The organism is Actinomadura latina NBRC 106108 (genome assembly GCF_001552195.1).
Classification (GTDB): domain Bacteria; phylum Actinomycetota; class Actinomycetes; order Streptosporangiales; family Streptosporangiaceae; genus Spirillospora; species Spirillospora latina.
Genome location: NZ_BCQS01000009.1, coordinates 120937 through 136849 on the forward strand (window position 1 = coordinate 120937; position 15913 = coordinate 136849).

The following is a 15913-nucleotide window of genomic DNA, read 5'->3' on the forward strand; positions in this document are numbered from 1 at the left end:
GCTGATCTTTTGTGGCAGACATTTCGCCTGCTCAACGAGGGGGCTATGCGGCAAAGCCCAATACCGACGAGGGTTGCGCCGTTTGATGGATCAAGATCCAAGCATCAATCTCCGAAACTTTCTGCTCCCTGGGATCAGGTTTCGGAGCTGTCCGACCGCGGCGGAGAGGCGGATGGCGGTGTTCCGCGAAGGGACCGTGCCGGACTGGCCGCTCGCCGGGTGATCCGGGACGCGGTGGGGGCGACGCTGGGCGGGTGCGGCCGGAGTGGCGGTCCAGGTGCCGTCCGGTCGGCGGGCGGACGGCCGTGAATCACGGGTGATGCGCCCGGCCCCAGCCCTGGCGCGCGGACGGTGCGGGGTGAGGGCGGCGTGAAGTTGCCGGGCGAGATCGGCCGATGTCTTCGCCTCGACCAGGCGGTCCGGCAGGAGAGCCCAGAGGGATCCGCACCATGCGCCGTGCCAGATGCACAGGCCGGGGAAGGCGCGGCGCAGGCCGTCGAGCGCTTGGTCGATGTCGACGTCCAGTTCGAGCGCTGTAGCCGGACGGGCGGCGGGCGCGGCGCCGTCCGTCCGGCCTGAACCGCTTTCGGGGATGCGGGTCATCGGGATGCCTCCGGTGGCTTGCGGCGCTGCCAGGTGGACGGGAACATGCGGTGCTTGAGGAGCGAGTCCACCTCGTCGGCGGCGTGCTTGGCGTCGCCGCACGGGGACAGGTAGCCGTGCCGTCCGCGCCCGGCCTCGTAATAGGCCCAGCCTCCGCCGGGCACGGCCTCGACGCGGGTCCGCCACCGCAGCAGGTGACGGCCCGCCTGGACGCTCAGCGGGCGCATCTCGCCCATACGATCTTTCCTTCCTCGTTGATCGGCCGGACGCCCCAGTCGTGGACGAGTTCGGACATCAGCAGCAGCCCGCGCCCGTTCATCGCGCCGAGGTCCTCGTCCCGGACGACGGGCAGGGCGGTGCCCTGGTCCCAGACCTCGATGACGGTGAGCGGCTCGCGCACGTCCGGCACGATCCGGACGACGATGTGCCCGATCCCGACGTGCTTGCAGCTGTTGGTCACCAACTCGGTGACCACGAGCCGCCCGACGAAGTCGTCGGCGTGCCCGAACTCGCGGAACCGGTCGGTCAGGTAGCGGCGCGCTTTGGCCGGCGCCTCGTCGGACGGCTCCAGCACCAGAGGCGGCGCCTCGGGCGCGAGCAGTACTGCCGGCATCGGTGAACCCCTCCAGCCTGGACGGCGGGCGACCCCGAACGGGCTCTCCGTCCCAAACCGGAAGTACCCGCTGTTATCACCCTCTGTGATCGAACAACCACTATGAAGACACAGGAAGACGTACGATTCCTGGGCAGCCGCAGAGCAGTACCAAAAGACTCACAAATGGTGCCGCGAGGAGTACCGCGACCGGAGGTGTCGTGTCGATGCAGAGAATCAAGCCTGAATTCCAGAGCTTCGGTGCCGAGGTGCGGCGTCTTCGCAAAGCCGCGGGACTCAACCAGCAGCGTCTCGCTGACCTGGTGAACGTGACGCGCAGCTACATCACGCAGATAGAGGCCGGCCGGACGCGTTGCCGCCGGGAGACCGCGCTACGGCTCGACCGGGCACTCAAGTCCGGTACGACCCTCGCCGAAGCATGGGATGAACTACTAGAATCGATCAAGTCCGACAAGTACCCGGAGTTCTTCGCCAACTTCCCGAAGGCGGAGCAGTCGGCCAGCATGCTCCGCGCCTACGAGGAGAGAGTCGTCCACGGCCTGTTTCAGACAGAGGATTACGCGCGGGTTCTGCTGAACGATGAAGACGCCGTCAAGAACAGAATGCGGCGCCAAGAGATACTCGATCACGCCCCCGCGCCAGCGGTGACGGTCGTCATGGACGAGACCGTCCTCTATCGCGAAATCGGCGGTAAGGAGGTGATGAGGCAGCAACTAGAGCACCTCATTGAGCTGTCTCACCGAGAGAAGATAAACATCCAGATAGCGCCGATCAAATATATTCGGAACGTCTGGTCCACCTTCGTGATCGCCACTCTTCCGGATCAGCGGCAGGTCGTCTACACGGCGAAAGCGTATGGCGGTGAGACTTCTACCTCCCCGGCTGAAATAGCTCTAGTGAACGAGACCATGGCTACGCTTCGAGCTGAAGCTCTGAACGCGTCGGACTCGAGAGCTCTGATCAAGAAGGTGATTGAAGAAAGATGGACATGAGTGCGGCGGTGTGGAAAAAGTCCTCCCGGAGTAATGAGTCGGGGGATGCTTGTGTTGAGGTCGCCTCAATTGGCGAGCTTGTCGCAGTTCGGGACAGCAAGGATCCGAACGGCTCGGTGCTCGCGATGAGTCGCCAAGAGTTCCGGTGCTTCGCTCGGGTACTCAAGGACCTCTGACGGACGTCATCGAGTGTGCTGATCAGCGGAAGACGGCGGCGGTGTCACGAGCCCATTCGGCATACGTGCGGGGTGCTCGGCCCAGCACCTTCTCCACATCTGGGCTGACCCTCCGCTCGGCCGGGGTGGGCGCGCCCAAGATGGCCAGGGTCGTCTCCACTACGTCCGCCGGCATGAAGTTCAGCATCTGGGCCCGCGCCTGGTCGCGGGTCTGCTCCACGAACCGGATCGGCTCGCCCAGCGCGGCGCCGATCGCCTCGGCCTGCTCCCGGGGCGTCACCGGGGCGGGGCCGGTCAGCTCGTAGATCTGCCCGGCGTGGCCGTCCTCCCGCAGCACCGCGGCCGCCACCCCGGCGATGTCGCCCGGGTCGACGGCCGGCAGCCCGACGTCGGCGAACGGCGCGGCGACGGTCCGCTCGGCACGCACCGACGCTGCCCAGGCGTAGGTGTTGGAGTCGAAGTTGCCGGGCCGCAGAATCGTCCAATCCAGGCCCGACCCTCGCACGGCCTCCTCGATGGACAATCCCAGCACTCCGTGCGAGGCCGACTCCGGCCGGGTCGCCACTCCCAGCGAGGACAGCAGCACCACCCGCTCGACACCGCCGGCCTTCGCCACATCGAGGATGTCGCTGACTTTCAGGGTGTGAGCACTGGCGCCGCCGTTCTGCAGGAACAGGGCGTCGGCGCCGTCGAACACCGGGCGCAGGCTCTCGGCGTCGGCCAGGTCCGCTCGCCGGAACCCGACACTCTCGGGCACGTCTGCCTTTGCGATGTTCCGGGACGTGGCTGTCACCTTCTCGCCCGCCGCCGCGAGCGCCCGCACGAGCGCGCTGCCGACGTTCCCGGTCGCTCCGGTCACCATGATCATGTCGTTCTCCTGTCGTTTCCCGGCCGCCCGTTTCGGGCGGTCCGTTGGTGGACGCAGGCGACGCTAACATCCTGGATATAGTAGGTACCTACAGGATAGTGACTATCTAGAAGGAGCCTTCCATGGCCGACACGGTGTGGAACGCGGAGACGGCCGCGGCCGGCCCGGAGCAGGCGTGCCCGATCGCCCCGGTGGTCGACATCGTGTTCAGCCGGTGGACCACCCCCATTCTGTGGACGCTCCACCAGGACGGTCGGCAGCGCTTCGTCGAGCTGCAACGGCGGATCGCCACGATCACCCCGAAGGTGCTGACCCAGCGCCTGCGGCAGCTCGAACGCGACGGCCTGGTCGTGCGCACCTACCACCCCGAGGTCCCGCCCCGGGTCGAGTACGAGATCAGCGACCTAGGCCGCAGCCTCGCCCCGCTGTTCGCTCACCTCGCCGAATGGGCCGCCGACAACCTCGACCAGGTCGATCAGGCCCGGCGCGACTACGACAACGCCTTGACCCACTAGTTCGCTCGCACGCCCTTGCACTGCGCGTCGTCCGGTTGGGGGATCGTCAGTCGGTCCGGGCGCGGAGGCTCCGCACCAGGACAGGGATCATCACCGTCGCGGGGACGAGGTGCAGCCCGAGGAGGGCGATGGTGGTGGCGGTGTTCGCCCCGGAGAGGAAGGGCGGGATCAACGAGATCGCGGTCAGCGACACCGCCGTCCACACGAATCGCGCGGCGGGGCGAGCGCTCCAGCGGAGAAGCGCGGCGGCGATGGCGATGCCCACGACCGAGAAGAAGCCGGTCACCACGGCGAACCCCGGCAACGGGATCGACTCGCCGCCGTCGGGGATCTCGAAGTCGACGCCGGCGGCCTGGACGAGCGCAGCGGCGAGGGTGGTGGCCGCCACCGCCGCGAGCGCGGCGGCCAAGCCGGTGCCGGCGAGCCCGCGGAACCGGTAGGGGCGGCTGGTCCGGCCCGATGCCGGGCCTGCGACGACCCCGGTGTCATTCATGCTGTTCAAGGTGTCCTCCATCGTTCGGTGACTGGCGTGGGGGTGTGTGGAGTGGCGTGTGCGGGTTCTGGCCGTGGGGGTGATCATGCGCACCGTCGCCGTGCGGCGGCCGGGGTTGCGCAGGGCGCGGACGCCGGTGCCGCGGAGCCAGAACCCGGCGTCGCGTCCCAGGACCGGCCCGGGTTCGCCGCCGCGCAGCTCCAGCTGCACCCGCCCGCGGGTGACGACGCCGAACGCGTCGTGCCACTCGTCCGCGTCCACCGCGACCCGCGCGCCGCCGCGCAGCGCGAGCGTCCGCACCGGGACTACTCCGTGCCGTCCGCCGGCAGGCGCTCCGGCAGCCCGAGCCGGGGGAACTGGTCGTCGTGGAAGATGACGATCTCGGTGATCGCGCCGCCGGTGACACGCAGGACGTCGATCGTCAGCGGCAGGTACGCGCCCTCCCGCTCCCGCCAGAGGTAGAAGGCGACGGCGGGCTGCCGGTTCACGGAGGTCGGGACGGCGCGCAGGCCCGTCATGCCCTCGAAGCCGTCCTCGACCCAGTCGTTCACCACAGCGTCGCGGCCCACGCACAGGCCCGGCGTGGGCGGCATCGAGCAGCGGACGTCGTCGCGCAGCATCGCGGCGAGCCTGCCGATGTCGGTGGCCACGCTGGCGTCGGTGAAGCGGCGCACCAGCTCGCGGGTCCCGGCGTCGTCCTCGCCGCCGGTCCAGTCCTGCCGCTCGGCGGGCAGGTGCTCCCGCATGCCGGCGCGGGCTCGCTGCAGCGCGCTGTTCACCGAGTTGACCGAGTCCCCGAGGAGCTCCGCGACGTCCTTCGCCGGCCAGCCGAGCACGTCCCGCAGGATCAGCACGGCCCGCGGGCGCGGCGCGAGGTGCTGGACCGCGACCAGGTAGGCCAGCTCGATCGTCTCCCGCGCGACGGCGACGCTCTCCGGCTCGTCCGCGTCGCCCGCGGGCAACTCGTCCAGCAGCCGGTCCGGGTAGGGCTGCAGCCACGGCACCTCGCCGCCGGTCGCGGGCTCCGGGCGGCGCTTGGCGAGCAGGTCCAGGCAGGCGTTGGTGGCGATCCGGTACAGCCAGGCCCGCAACGTCGACCGCCCCTCGAAGGTCTCCCGCCGCCGCCAGGCGCGCAGGAACGTCTCCTGCACGGTGTCCTCGGCGTCCTCGAACGACCCGAGCATCCGGTAGCAGTGCACGTGCAGCTCCCGCCGGTGCCGCTCCGCCAGCCCCGAGAACGCCGGCTCGTCGACCTCGCCCAGCCCGCTTCCGCCCAGACCGCTCACGCCCAGCTCCTCCAGCCGCGTGTCCGCACCCATCACGTCATCCCTTCCCTCTCGTCGCGTCCCGTCGTAGGTGTGACGGCTGCGGGCGCGAGAACTCATCACCAGGGCCCGTCGGCAGGCTGAGCGGTCACGGGGTCGGCGCCGCCGAGGGCAGCGCGTAGACGCTGCTGAGAATGTCGGTGCCGTTGCCTAACCTCGTCCACGGAAGGGAGACAGGATGGCCACCTGGACCTGCTCGTCCTGGTCGCGCCCATGATTCCCGCACCGGGCGAGGCGCCCGCCGACTACTGGGCCCATACGGGATACGAGGAGGAGGCGGGGGATGGCTACGACGGTACCGTCGCCCTCTTCTACCAGGACGTCCCGCCGGAGCTGGCCGCCGAGGCGCTGAAGCGGGGACGCGCGCAGTCCGAGGCCCGGCTGGGGGAACCGGCGCCGCTTGCGGCCTGGCCCGACGTCCCCACGCGGGTCCTGATCTGTCGCGACGACCGCCTCTTTCCCACGGCGTACTTGCGCCGCGTCAGCCGGGAGCGCCTCGGCATCGTCCCGGACGAGATCGACGGCGGGCACACCCCGGCGTTGAGCCGCCCGCACGAGCTGGCGGACCGCCTGGAGGCGTATGCCGCCGAGCAAGGGCTGTCCGGTGACCGCTAGCGTCGCGGCGCTCCGTGGAAATGGACGTCCGCATGCCGCCGCTCCGTCATGGCGGGACCCGCTGGCCGACCGGTCACCGGCCGGGGGCGCCGGCAGGGCGGTTCACCTGGTCCTTGGACGCTCCGGAGAGCCGGGCGTAGCTGTTGACGATGGCCTCCATCTCGGCGGGGTCGATGACGTCTTCGATGCGGGAGAACCGTCGGGGGCGCGGCGTTCGACCTCGTCGATCACGTTCTCCGGCCCGCCCTTCCGGTTGCGGAGCACGACCTCGCCGGTGACGGGCAGGCGATCGTCCTGGTAGGCGCGCAGCGCATCGGCGGGGTCGGCGTGGCGGGCCAGGTGGTCGCTGAGGTTGGCGGCGTCCAGGATGGCCTGGCCTGCGCCGTTGGACCCCATGGGATACATGGGGTGGGCCGCGTCTCCCAGTAGCGTCACCCGTCCCCGCGTCCAGGAGGGCAGGGGATCGCGGTCGCACATCGGGAACTCGAAGCACTCCTCGGTGGCCTTGACGAGTCCGGCGTGGTCGAGGAGGGGCGTCCGGATCTGGGCGATCTGCTCGTCCAGTCGTGCCGTGTCGGCACGGCGGGACCAGTCCTGGCGCTGCGGCGCCGGGTCACCGGGCCGCCCGGTCCGCATGCAGATCGCCCAGTTGGTGAGCCTGGTGACCGGACGCGTTCCCGCCGCGATGACCATCGAATTTCCAGAACCGAACTCCGGCCATTCGGTGGCTGCCCGCCACATCATCACGCCGTTCCAAAGCGGTGGGCCCTCGTCCGGAAAGAGGACGGCCCGCACCGCCGAGTGGATTCCGTCGGCGCCCACCAGCACATCACCGCGCACCGATGGCCTCGTCCCGCCCGCACTATCGCTGAATTGCGCGCGCACACCGCGGGCGTCCTGCTCGAATCCGACCAGCCGGTGCCCGGTCCGCACGGCGTCGGGGCCGAGCCGCTCGCGCACCGCGCGGAGCAGCACACCGTGCAGCCGCCCGCGATGGATGCTGATCTGCGGAATATATTTCGCAGTCGACGCCTTTGTGGTGCAGCCGGAGAGCCGTTGCCAGGCCGCCGATTCCGGCGCCCACGATGATCACTCTCATGCACGGTCCCCTCGTCCTGCGGGGTGACTGAGTTCAGCATGAGCTTGTCATCTCGGCGGGGATACCGAAAGGGCCGGAGAGCGGCCGAAGTGGCGCCCGGCGGGCCTATTGCAAGGCGGCGAGGCCCTTTTCCAGGTCCTCCCTGTTCATGACCGGGTGGACGTCGATTTTCGCGCCGAGTTCCTGGAACAGCGGCTCGGCGATGGACGGGATCGTCGAAACGTCCTGCATGTCGAAGACCATGACGCAGGAGCGTCCGCCCTGGCCGGGACCGAAGTAGGCGGCCTCCGGATCGAGCCGATCGATCAGCGACCGGACGATGTCGGGGAGTCTGCCGCTCTTGACGGCCTCGTTCGAGACCTGGGTGTCCATCACTGCCGTGAGCATGACTCTCATCGCACTGCTCCTCTCGCGTCCGGGCCGGCGCGTCCCCCCTGGCCCGCGCTCAGTGGAGCCCGTTGCGATCCCTTCCAATCTCCTGCGGTCGCCCCGCAGGAACAACCGCGGGTGCGTCTCTTCCGAGCACATTTGCGGGAGATCGCTCCGGCCGTCTCGCGTGATCTTCCCCGCCTCCGCGCCAGTAGAGTGACCCGCGCCCACCTGGCCTTACGTCCGGCGTGGGTCAGGCGCGGGTGAAGCGGGCCGACCAGGAGCGGAGCCGCGTGCGTAGTTCGGCGGGCTCGACCACCTGGAAGTCGGCCTCAAGCACCCCCAGGGCCAGGATGGACCACTCCAGGGATTGGGCGGTCATGCGGACGCGGCAATGGTCGGCGTCCACCTCCTCGACGGTGCACCAGCGGCCGATGCGCTCGCGGACGGTGGCGGCCGGGGCGTCCGCCAGGACCTCGATCCGGTAGGGGCGGGGCATCTCCTTCAGGCCGCGGCGGACGAACTCGGCGGCGTCGGCGGCGGGCAGTTCGCGGGGGCGGAACCGGGCGCCGGTGGCGGACGGCGCGGTGAGCCGGTCGAGCCGGAAGGTGCGCCAGTCCTGCCGGTCGAGGTCGTAGGCGACCAGGTACCAGCGGTGCCCCAGCGGGACGAGGCGGTGCGGTTCGACGTGCCGGCCGGCCCGGTCGCCGCCGGCGGCGGCGTAGGAGAAGCGGAGGCGCTCGGCGTCCCGGCAGGCGAGCGCGATCGCGGTGAGGACGGCCGGCGCGACGGCCGTCTCCGGCGAGCCTCCCCACGTGGTGGGCACGGTCATCGCCCGGAGCGCGTCCACCTGGCGCCGCAGCCGGGCCGGCATCACCTGCGTCACCTTCGCCAGGACCCGCACCGAAGCCTCGGCGATGCCCTCCACCTGCGTCGCGGCCTGCAGGCCGACGGCCAGCGCGACGGCCTCCTCGTCGTCGATCACCAGCGGGGGCAGGGCCGCGCCGGCCGCCAGCTGGTAGCCGCCGTCGACGCCGCGCGACGCCTCGACCGGGTAGCCCAGCGCGCGGAGCCGGTCGATGTCCCGGCGCAGGGTGCGGACGGACACGTCCAGCCGGTCGGCCAGTTCCATGCCCGGCCAGTACCGGTGCGTCTGCAGCAGCGACAGGAGACGCAGGGTCCGGGAGCTGGTGTTCGCCATGTTCCCGATTCTCTCCTTGATTCAGGACAGAAAGTGGCCGCTATGGCTCCTAGCGTGGTTCTTGCACCAAGGGGAACAGCGAAAGGCGGAGGGACATGACCATGACTGAGCAGACCACTGGTGAGCGGGCCGACCTGCTGGCGATGCTGGCCAAGCACCGGCACTTCCTGCGCTTCACCACCCGGGACCTCACCGACGAGCAGGCCGGGCTGCGGACCACGGCGAGCGAGCTGTGCCTGGGCGGCCTCATCAAGCACGTCACCTCGTGCGAGCGGGGGTGGGGGGACTTCATCGTGGACGGCCCGTCCGCGATGGGCGACTTCACCCAGATGACCGAGGACGACTGGCAGAAGCGGGTGGACGAGTTCCGCATGCTGCCCGGCGAGACCCTCTCCGGCCTGCTCGACGCCTACGCCGAGGTCGCCCGCCGGACGGACGAGCTGGTCGCGACCCTGCCCGACCTGGACGCCGTCCAGCCGCTGCCGAAGGCGCCGTGGTTCACCGACACGCACTGGTCGGCCCGCCGGGTGCTCATCCACGTCATCGCCGAGACCGCCCAGCACGCCGGGCACGCCGACATCATCCGCGAGTCCCTGGACGGCGCGAAGAGCATGGGCTGACCGCGACCGCCGACGGGCCCGCCGGACGAACCTCCAGGTCAGCCGCGGGCCGGCTCCTTCTCCTCGCGCGGCTCCTTCTTGCGGCGCTTGCGGAGGGAGCCGGCCTTGGCCTTCTCCTCCGGATGGGCGTGGACGCGGATCAGGCTGGCGCCGGTGGTGAAGAGCAGGATCGCCAGGATCACGCCCAGTGAGAGCGGGGTCGGGACCGCCGGGATCGACTCGGTGACGTCCTCGTGCAGGAACTGCATGATCAGCTTCGCGCCGATGAACGCGAGGATCACCGACAGGCCGATCGACAGGTAGACGAGCCGTTCCAGCAGGCCCTCGATGAGGAAGTACAGGGCGCGCAGGCCGAGCAGCGCGAACGCGTTGGCGGAGAAGACGAGGAACGGGTCCTTGGTGACGCCGAACACGGCGGGGATGGAGTCCAGCGCGAACAGGACGTCCGTGCTGCCGATGGCGATGAACACCAGCAGCAGCGGCGTCATGACGCGCTGGCCGTCCTCGTGGGCGAGCATCCGCCCGCCGTGGAAGCTGTCGCTCACCGGGAGGATCTTGCGTGCGCGGCGGACGAAGAAGGTGTCCTCGACGTCGGGCTCCTCGTTGCGGTGCCGGATGAGCTGGACCGCCGTCCAGATCAGGATCAGCCCGAAGATCAGGAAGGTGAAGGAGAACAGATTGATCGCTGCGGCGCCGACCACGATCAGGACGGCGCGCAGGACGAGCGCGGCGGCGATGCCGAACAGCAGCGTCTTCTGCTGGTACTCGTCGGGGACCGCGAACCGGCCCATGATGATCACGAAGACGAAGAGGTTGTCGACCGACAGGCTCTTCTCGACGATCCACCCGGAGAAGTACTCGGTGCCCGCCGTCGGCCCGCCGAGCGCCCACACGGCGAGTCCGAACAGGACCGCGAGGCCGATGTAGAACACCGACCAGAACGTCGCCTCCTTGATGTGCACCGCGTGCGGGCGGCGGACGGCGACGAAGAAGTCGAGCACGAACAGCGCCACGATCAGTCCGATCGTGGCGGCCCAGGCCCATAGGGGTACATCGAGCATTCCGGCCGGCTCCTCCTGAAGGGGGCGTCCGCTGACCTATATCCGTTCTCCGGCACTTCTACCGCGCGGGGCGAAGCACTCAGGGGGATCTGAGTACTCGCACCGATGTGGGCGGGGCGCAGGGAAAGCCATCATGTCGGGCATGGACACTTCCCGCTGGCGCCCGCTCGCACTCGCCGCCAAGGCGGCCCTGGCCGTTCTCCTCGCGCTCGCCGTCGCCTTCCCCGAGTGGGACCGGTTCGCGGACAAGGCGATGGGCGTCCGCGTGGCCGCCTACCCCGCGGCCGTCATGCTCGTCACCCTCATCTGGGCGCTGCGCGGACGTGGCCGGCCCTTCCCGTGGGACATCGACCTGCTCCTGACGCTCCCGTTCCTCGTGGACGTCGCCGGGAACGCCGCCGACCTCTACGACACGGTCACCTGGTTCGACGACGCCTGCCACTTCGGCAACTGGGCCCTGCTGAGCGCCGCCGCCGGCGTCGCCCTCCGCCGCTGGGGCGGCCTCAAGCCATGGGCGCTGGCGCTGAGCTGCGCCGGAGTGGGCGCCGTCGCGGCGATCCTGTGGGAGTTCTTCGAGTACGGCGTCTTCATCCTCGACACCCCCGAAACCGTCACGATCTACCGCGACACGATCGGCGACCTCATGCTCGGCCTCGCCGGCTCCACCGTCGCCGGTCTGCTCGTCGCCGCCCTGGCCCGCCGCGCCGGTACCCGCGCTGTGCCCCGCCCGGCCGCTCACGGCCGCGGCGTCATGCGGGGGCTGAGCCTGGACACGACCGTCTACCTCGCCTGGGACGGGTCAGTAGACGAGCGCCTGGACGCCGTCGAGCGTGATCTCCTCGACGAAGGTCGGGGCGCCGGCGATGCGGATGCCGGGCAGGACGTCGTCCGGGCCGATGTCGCGGCGGGCCGCGCACTGGGTGCAGAGGGTGACGCGTCCCGCGGCGAGGACGACGGCGAGAAGGTCGTCCAGGGGAGTGGAGTGCGCCAGTGAGAACTCGGCGGCCCGGCCCGGCAGCGCGAACCACGCCGACTCCCCGGTCAGCCACAGCGAGACCGGGACGTCGCTCGCCGCGGCGGCCGCCGCCACCGTGAACGCCTGGTTGCAGCGCTCGGGGGCGTCCGCCCCCGCGGTCACCTTGATCACCAGTGGTCTCGCCATAACCGCACTCTAGTGCGGGCGTCCCGCATAGCATCCTGGGGTGGGTGGCATGGTGAACGCGGGGATCCTCGTCCTCGCCCTCGCGGTCATGGCGGTCGCCGCCGTCCTCCTCGTGATCCGGCTGGGCCGGCTGAAGTAGCCGGGCGGGTCAGTCGAAGTAGAGGTAGTCGATGGCGACGACGGCGCAGCAGATGAGGAAGATGGCCGCGCCGCCGCCGTAGCCGATGCCCATGAACATCACGGCGCGGCGCCGGTACTCGCGGCGCGTCCGCGTGGTGATGGCGTACTGGCCGGTCTCCCGGTCCTTGCCGATGGAGCCGCCCGTCGAGGTCCCGAGGACGTACAGGGGCTGATCGGCCGGCAGGATCCACTCCTCGTACCGGTACTCGGTGACCTCTTCGTCCAGGCCCGGTAGTGACCCGCTGCGGGGACGCCGCTCGTCCATCGTCCGGACGGCCCCGTCCACGGCGGCGGTCTCGGGGTCGATGAGGAGATGTCCCGTTTCGTCCCGCAGGTAGAAGGGCGCCTTCGACTCCTCCTGGACGAACACCCGCTTGCCGCTCGTCTTCGTCCTCGCGGTGGCCTTCGTCCGGTACCAGGCGCAGGGACGTCCGGAGAAGGGGGCGGGCTGGACGGCGAGGGCCGTCCCGCTGACCTGGCAGGGGACGCCGCTGTTCAGGGCGGCGGCCCCGGCGCAGCTCGTCGCGGCGGCGCGGTGCAGGTTGCGGAAGCGGATCCGCCAGACCCAGCCGGCGGCGAGCAGGGCGGCCGCGATGAGCAGCGGGATGAACATCGCGATGGTGAGGATGGACACGCTCCCATGATCGGAGCGGCTCGCGGCTCCGGACAGGGACGACAGTCCCGGATCGGGGAGGACGAGCGGTGGCGGGCGCCGCTACGCTCGGTGTCCATGGATGTCCCTGAGCTGCACCCGGACCTTGAGCCCTTGAAGTTCCTGCTCGGCACCTGGGAGGGCGCCGGCGTGGGCGGCTACCCCACGATCGAGTCGTTCAACTTCGGCCAGGAGCTGTCCTTCACCCACATCGGGAAGCCCTTCCTGAGCTACGCGAGCCGCACCTGGATGATCGAGGCGGACGGCACGCTGGGGCGTCCGCTCGCCGTGGAGACCGGCTACTGGCGGCCGCGTCCCGACCACCGGGTGGAGGTGACGCTGGCCCACCCCACCGGGATCATCGAGATCTACGTCGGGACCGTCGCGTTCAACCGGGTGGAGCTGCAGACCGACGTGGTCGCGCGGACGGAGTCGGCCAAGGAGGTCACCGGCGGCCACCGCCTCTACGGGCTGATCGGCGAGGACCTCGGCTGGGCGTACGACATGGCGGCCGTCGGCCAGCCGCTCCAGTCGCACCTGTCGGCGCAGCTCAAGAAGGTGTCCTAGACAAAACGATCCCCGGACCTTCCCGCCGGGTGGCGGGACGACGGACAGGACGGGTCCATCGGTCCGGGGATCGGGTAACTGCCTGGTATTCGCCGGTCACCGTCGCGACCGGCTCCACCGCCCAGGGGACGGTGGTCCGAGGCTGAACGGCGACTAGCGGACAGTCACCTCGCGAGTCCTACAATCAACCATTGCTTGGACCACCTCCTTTCGCGCGTACCCCGCACGTTATGTGAGCCCGTCCGGCGAGGCAAACAGGTTTTCCGTGAGCTGAATCGGTGCGGACGGGCGGACGCCGGCGGGTTCTACACTCGGGGCATGGTCGAGTCCTGGCAGGAGGAACTGCGGGCCAAGGGGTACCGGGTCACCCCTCAGCGCCAGCTGGTCCTCGAGGCCGTCACGAACCTGGAGCACGGGACCCCCGAGGAGATCTGCACCGAGGTGCAGCGCACCGCCCGCGGCGTGAACATCTCCACCGTGTACCGGACGCTCGAACTCCTCGAAGAGCTCGGGCTCGTCAAGCACGCCCATCTCGGACACGGCCCGCCGAACTACCACCTGGCGGCCGAGGCCGAGCACATCCACCTGGTCTGCCGGGGCTGCCACACGGTGGAGGACGTCGATCCGCGCGCGGCGGCGGGCCTGGCGGACGTCCTGCAGCGCGACTTCGGCTTCGAGACGGACGTGCACCACCTCACCGTGTACGGGCGGTGCAAGGACTGCCGCGCGACATAGTCCGGACGGCGCGACATAGTCTGGACGGCGCGACATAGTCTGGACGCCATGGAGAGCCCGCTGCTGCAGTCGCCCGGAGCCGTCGCCGCCGATGCGCCCGATCAGGAGGTCGCCGCGCACTACGGCGACCCGACGCGGGAGCAACGCACGCTCGAACAGGGGACGGCGTTCGTCGACCGGAGCAACCGGGGCGTCGTCAAGGTCTCCGGCCCGGACCGGCTGAAGTGGCTGCACAGCCTCCTCAGCCAGCATCTGGACGCGCTGAAGCCGTTCGAGCCGACCGAGGCGCTGCTGCTCGGGCCGAAGGGCCACATCGAGCACCATCTCTTCGTGATCGATGACGGCGAGGCGACCTGGGCGCACGTCGAGCCCGGGGCGGCCCCGTCGCTGGTGGAGTTCCTCGACCGGATGCGGTTCATGCTGCGGGTCGAGGTCGCCGACGTGTCGGACGAGTACATGGTCGTCACCGGGCCGTCCGGACCCGACGGCGGCGGCCTGGCCTGGCCGGACGTCGCCGGGACGACGACGCGGATCGTCCCGCGGGGCGAGTTCCCGGACGGGAGCAAGCCGTCCGGTATGTGGGCGTATGAGGCGCTGCGGATCGCCGAGCACCGTCCCCGCTTCGGCCTCGACACCGACGAGCGGACCATCCCGCACGAGGCGGGCTACGTCGAGACGGCCGTCCACCTGAACAAGGGCTGCTACCGGGGGCAGGAGACCGTGGCGCGCGTCCACAACCTGGGGCGGCCGCCGCGCCGCCTGGTGTTCCTGCACCTGGACGGCAGCGTCGACCGGCTGCCCGCGCACGGCGACCCGGTGGAGATCCCTGGCGGCAGGACGGTCGGCTTCGTCGGATCGGCGGCCCGGCACCACGAACTGGGCCCGGTCGCGCTGGCGATGGTGAAGCGGAACGTCCCGGTCGACGCGGAACTGCTGGCCGGCGGGGTCGCGGCGGCGCAGGAGGTCGTCGTCTCGCCGGACACCGGGGCGAACGCGCAGATCGCGTTGCGCCGCCGTCCGGCGAAACACGGCTAGCAGCCTGCGCCCTGGGCGAATATCGTCAGCTATAGACGATTTTTAACGGACGTCGCCCAGGAAGGGTGGAATCCTGCCCATGGTCGTGAACCTCGGGAAGCGGGAGCCGCCGGCGGCCAGACGGGGGACCCGGCGCCGCCCGCGCCGGGAGTCCGCCCTGGTGTGGTGGGCCCTGTTCGCGGCGTTCGCCGGGTTCGCGTGGTGGCTGCAGTCGTGGCGGGTCGCGCTGCTCGGCCTGCTGGCCTGGTGCCTGTACCAGTTCATGCTCGTCCCGACCATGTGCCGGATCCTGAGCCAGCAGGGCGCCGCCTGCACCGAGCGCACCCGGGGACGGCTGTTCGCCTGCGGGCCCGCCCATCAGCGGCTCCGCAACGACGCGCTGTGGCGGCTCGCCGGTCTCCGCAACCCGTTCCAGAAGGAGCCGCCGCAGCCCGCCCCGGACGAGGGCGAGACCGGGGTCGTGGTCGTCTCCTCGGACGTCCGCGGGCGGCTCACGCTGCTCGACCGCGCCCTCATCCTGCTGGCCGCCGCCGGCACGATCGCGGTGGTGGTCGGCACGATCTACGGCTTCCGCTGACGCCTCACACGTCGATGATCAGGGTGATCGGGCCGTCGTTGACGAGCGAGACCTTCATGTCGGCGCCGAACTCGCCCGTCTCGACCTCGGCTCCGAGATCGCGCAGTTCGCGGACGACGGCGTCGACGAGGGGCTCGGCGACGTCGCCGGGCGCGGCGGCCGTCCAGGACGGCCGGCGGCCCTTCCGCGCGTCCCCGTAGAGGGTGAATTGGCTCACGACGAGGAGCGGCGCGTTCAGGTCCGAGCACGACTTCTCGTCCTGCAGGATCCGCAGGCCCCACAGCTTCGAGGCCAGCCTGCGGGCCTTTTCGGGGCCGTCGTCATGGGTCACGCCGACGAGCACGAGGAGCCCCGGCCCCTCGATCTCGCCGACGATCCGCCCGTCCACGGACACGCCCGCCCGGCTCACCCTCTGGACTACAGCACGCATGACCATGCATTCTGCCGCCTATGGG

At 70.3% G+C, this 15913-nt stretch carries 23 protein-coding genes and 1 pseudogene; 11 read left to right on the top strand and 13 right to left on the bottom strand.

The window, feature by feature from the left end; all coding sequences use genetic code 11:
- Positions 1–456: 456 nt before the first annotated feature.
- Positions 457–579, top strand: coding sequence for a hypothetical protein (locus AL2_RS39755; protein ID WP_281181589.1), 123 nt, complete (start codon positions 457–459; stop codon positions 577–579).
- Between the two features lie 20 nt (positions 580–599).
- Here AL2_RS39755 and AL2_RS15470 read toward each other — a convergent pair whose 3' ends face one another.
- Entirely contained in the window at positions 600–839 is a 240-nt protein-coding gene (locus AL2_RS15470; protein WP_067634427.1) for a hypothetical protein, read from the bottom strand.
- Entirely contained in the window at positions 818–1216 is a 399-nt protein-coding gene (locus AL2_RS15475; RefSeq protein ID WP_067634429.1) for an ATP-binding protein, read from the bottom strand. Before AL2_RS15475 ends, AL2_RS15470 begins: the two co-directional genes overlap by 22 nt.
- A 206-nt stretch (positions 1217–1422) precedes the next feature.
- On the opposite strand from AL2_RS15475, the gene AL2_RS15480 reads away from it, so the two are divergent.
- Both AL2_RS15480 and AL2_RS36330 read left to right on the top strand, forming a co-directional pair.
- Positions 1423–2208 (top strand): helix-turn-helix domain-containing protein, encoded by a 786-nt coding sequence (locus tag AL2_RS15480; protein ID WP_157438179.1) that lies wholly within the window; start codon positions 1423–1425, stop codon positions 2206–2208.
- Positions 2205–2384: a DUF397 domain-containing protein gene (locus AL2_RS36330; protein ID WP_245666679.1), complete on the top strand. Its 180-nt coding sequence runs from the start codon at positions 2205–2207 to the stop codon at positions 2382–2384. Before AL2_RS15480 ends, AL2_RS36330 begins: the two co-directional genes overlap by 4 nt.
- 22 nt (positions 2385–2406) lie before the next feature.
- Here the strand turns inward: AL2_RS36330 and AL2_RS15485 are convergent, their stop codons facing one another.
- Positions 2407–3252 (bottom strand): NAD(P)H-binding protein, encoded by an 846-nt coding sequence (locus tag AL2_RS15485; RefSeq protein ID WP_067634432.1) that lies wholly within the window; start codon positions 3250–3252, stop codon positions 2407–2409.
- 122 nt (positions 3253–3374) lie between these two features.
- Between AL2_RS15485 and AL2_RS15490 the strand changes: the two genes are divergently transcribed.
- Positions 3375–3767 (top strand): winged helix-turn-helix transcriptional regulator, encoded by a 393-nt coding sequence (locus AL2_RS15490; RefSeq protein ID WP_067634434.1) that lies wholly within the window; start codon positions 3375–3377, stop codon positions 3765–3767.
- A gap of 46 nt (positions 3768–3813) precedes the next feature.
- Here the strand turns inward: AL2_RS15490 and AL2_RS15495 are convergent, their stop codons facing one another.
- Together AL2_RS15495 and AL2_RS15500 are read right to left on the bottom strand one after the other, a co-directional pair.
- Positions 3814–4560 (bottom strand): DUF6069 family protein, encoded by a 747-nt coding sequence (locus tag AL2_RS15495; protein WP_067634436.1) that lies wholly within the window; start codon positions 4558–4560, stop codon positions 3814–3816.
- Positions 4561–4565: 5 nt separating this feature from the next.
- Positions 4566–5579 (bottom strand): RNA polymerase subunit sigma-70, encoded by a 1014-nt coding sequence (locus AL2_RS15500; RefSeq protein WP_067634437.1) that lies wholly within the window; start codon positions 5577–5579, stop codon positions 4566–4568.
- A 207-nt stretch (positions 5580–5786) separates the two neighbouring features.
- On the opposite strand from AL2_RS15500, the gene AL2_RS15505 reads away from it, so the two are divergent.
- Complete coding sequence (locus tag AL2_RS15505; RefSeq protein WP_281181590.1) at positions 5787–6200, top strand: alpha/beta fold hydrolase; 414 nt, start codon at positions 5787–5789, stop codon at positions 6198–6200.
- Positions 6201–6302: 102 nt separating this feature from the next.
- On the opposite strand, the gene AL2_RS15510 is transcribed toward AL2_RS15505, so the two are convergent.
- From AL2_RS15510 to AL2_RS15520, 4 genes are all read right to left on the bottom strand, one after another.
- Positions 6303–7175: an FAD-dependent monooxygenase gene (locus AL2_RS15510; RefSeq protein WP_245666671.1), complete on the bottom strand. Its 873-nt coding sequence runs from the start codon at positions 7173–7175 to the stop codon at positions 6303–6305.
- Entirely contained in the window at positions 7063–7299 is a 237-nt protein-coding gene (locus AL2_RS40085) for an NAD(P)-binding protein (RefSeq protein ID WP_210747609.1), read from the bottom strand. Before AL2_RS40085 ends, AL2_RS15510 begins: the two co-directional genes overlap by 113 nt.
- Positions 7300–7404: 105 nt before the next feature.
- On the bottom strand, positions 7405–7695 hold the full coding sequence (locus AL2_RS15515) for a hypothetical protein (RefSeq protein ID WP_168444524.1): 291 nt from the start codon (positions 7693–7695) through the stop codon (positions 7405–7407).
- 226 nt (positions 7696–7921) lie between these two features.
- Positions 7922–8869, bottom strand: coding sequence for a helix-turn-helix transcriptional regulator (locus tag AL2_RS15520; protein ID WP_067634441.1), 948 nt, complete (start codon positions 8867–8869; stop codon positions 7922–7924).
- 101 nt (positions 8870–8970) lie between these two features.
- Between AL2_RS15520 and AL2_RS15525 the strand changes: the two genes are divergently transcribed.
- Positions 8971–9489: a DinB family protein gene (locus AL2_RS15525; protein WP_245666672.1), complete on the top strand. Its 519-nt coding sequence runs from the start codon at positions 8971–8973 to the stop codon at positions 9487–9489.
- 38 nt (positions 9490–9527) lie between these two features.
- Here the strand turns inward: AL2_RS15525 and AL2_RS15530 are convergent, their stop codons facing one another.
- Positions 9528–10550, bottom strand: a complete 1023-nt coding sequence (locus AL2_RS15530) for a TerC family protein (RefSeq protein WP_067634445.1) — start codon at positions 10548–10550, stop codon at positions 9528–9530.
- Positions 10551–10692: 142 nt separating this feature from the next.
- Here AL2_RS15530 and AL2_RS40305 point away from each other — a divergent pair.
- Positions 10693–11235 (top strand): annotated as a pseudogene (locus AL2_RS40305) (DUF2238 domain-containing protein); the annotation flags it as partial.
- A gap of 114 nt (positions 11236–11349) precedes the next feature.
- Here the strand turns inward: AL2_RS40305 and AL2_RS36335 are convergent.
- Entirely contained in the window at positions 11350–11712 is a 363-nt protein-coding gene (locus AL2_RS36335) for a DsrE family protein (RefSeq protein ID WP_083946549.1), read from the bottom strand.
- A gap of 148 nt (positions 11713–11860) precedes the next feature.
- Positions 11861–12526 (bottom strand): GIDE domain-containing protein, encoded by a 666-nt coding sequence (locus AL2_RS15545; RefSeq protein ID WP_067634450.1) that lies wholly within the window; start codon positions 12524–12526, stop codon positions 11861–11863.
- A gap of 96 nt (positions 12527–12622) precedes the next feature.
- On the opposite strand from AL2_RS15545, the gene AL2_RS15550 reads away from it, so the two are divergent.
- The 4 genes from AL2_RS15550 (at position 12623) to AL2_RS15565 (ending at position 15458) form a co-directional block, all read left to right on the top strand.
- On the top strand, positions 12623–13111 hold the full coding sequence (locus AL2_RS15550) for a heme-binding beta-barrel domain-containing protein (protein WP_067634452.1): 489 nt from the start codon (positions 12623–12625) through the stop codon (positions 13109–13111).
- 318 nt (positions 13112–13429) lie between these two features.
- Positions 13430–13846 (top strand): Fur family transcriptional regulator, encoded by a 417-nt coding sequence (locus AL2_RS15555; protein ID WP_067634454.1) that lies wholly within the window; start codon positions 13430–13432, stop codon positions 13844–13846.
- 48 nt (positions 13847–13894) lie between these two features.
- Positions 13895–14881 (top strand): CAF17-like 4Fe-4S cluster assembly/insertion protein YgfZ, encoded by a 987-nt coding sequence (ygfZ, locus tag AL2_RS15560; protein WP_067634456.1) that lies wholly within the window; start codon positions 13895–13897, stop codon positions 14879–14881.
- Between the two features lie 79 nt (positions 14882–14960).
- Positions 14961–15458 (top strand): hypothetical protein, encoded by a 498-nt coding sequence (locus AL2_RS15565; RefSeq protein WP_067634458.1) that lies wholly within the window; start codon positions 14961–14963, stop codon positions 15456–15458.
- 4 nt (positions 15459–15462) lie between these two features.
- On the opposite strand, the gene dtd is transcribed toward AL2_RS15565, so the two are convergent.
- Complete coding sequence (gene dtd / locus AL2_RS15570) at positions 15463–15888, bottom strand: D-aminoacyl-tRNA deacylase (protein ID WP_067634613.1); 426 nt, start codon at positions 15886–15888, stop codon at positions 15463–15465.
- Between the last annotated feature and the right edge of the window lie 25 nt (positions 15889–15913).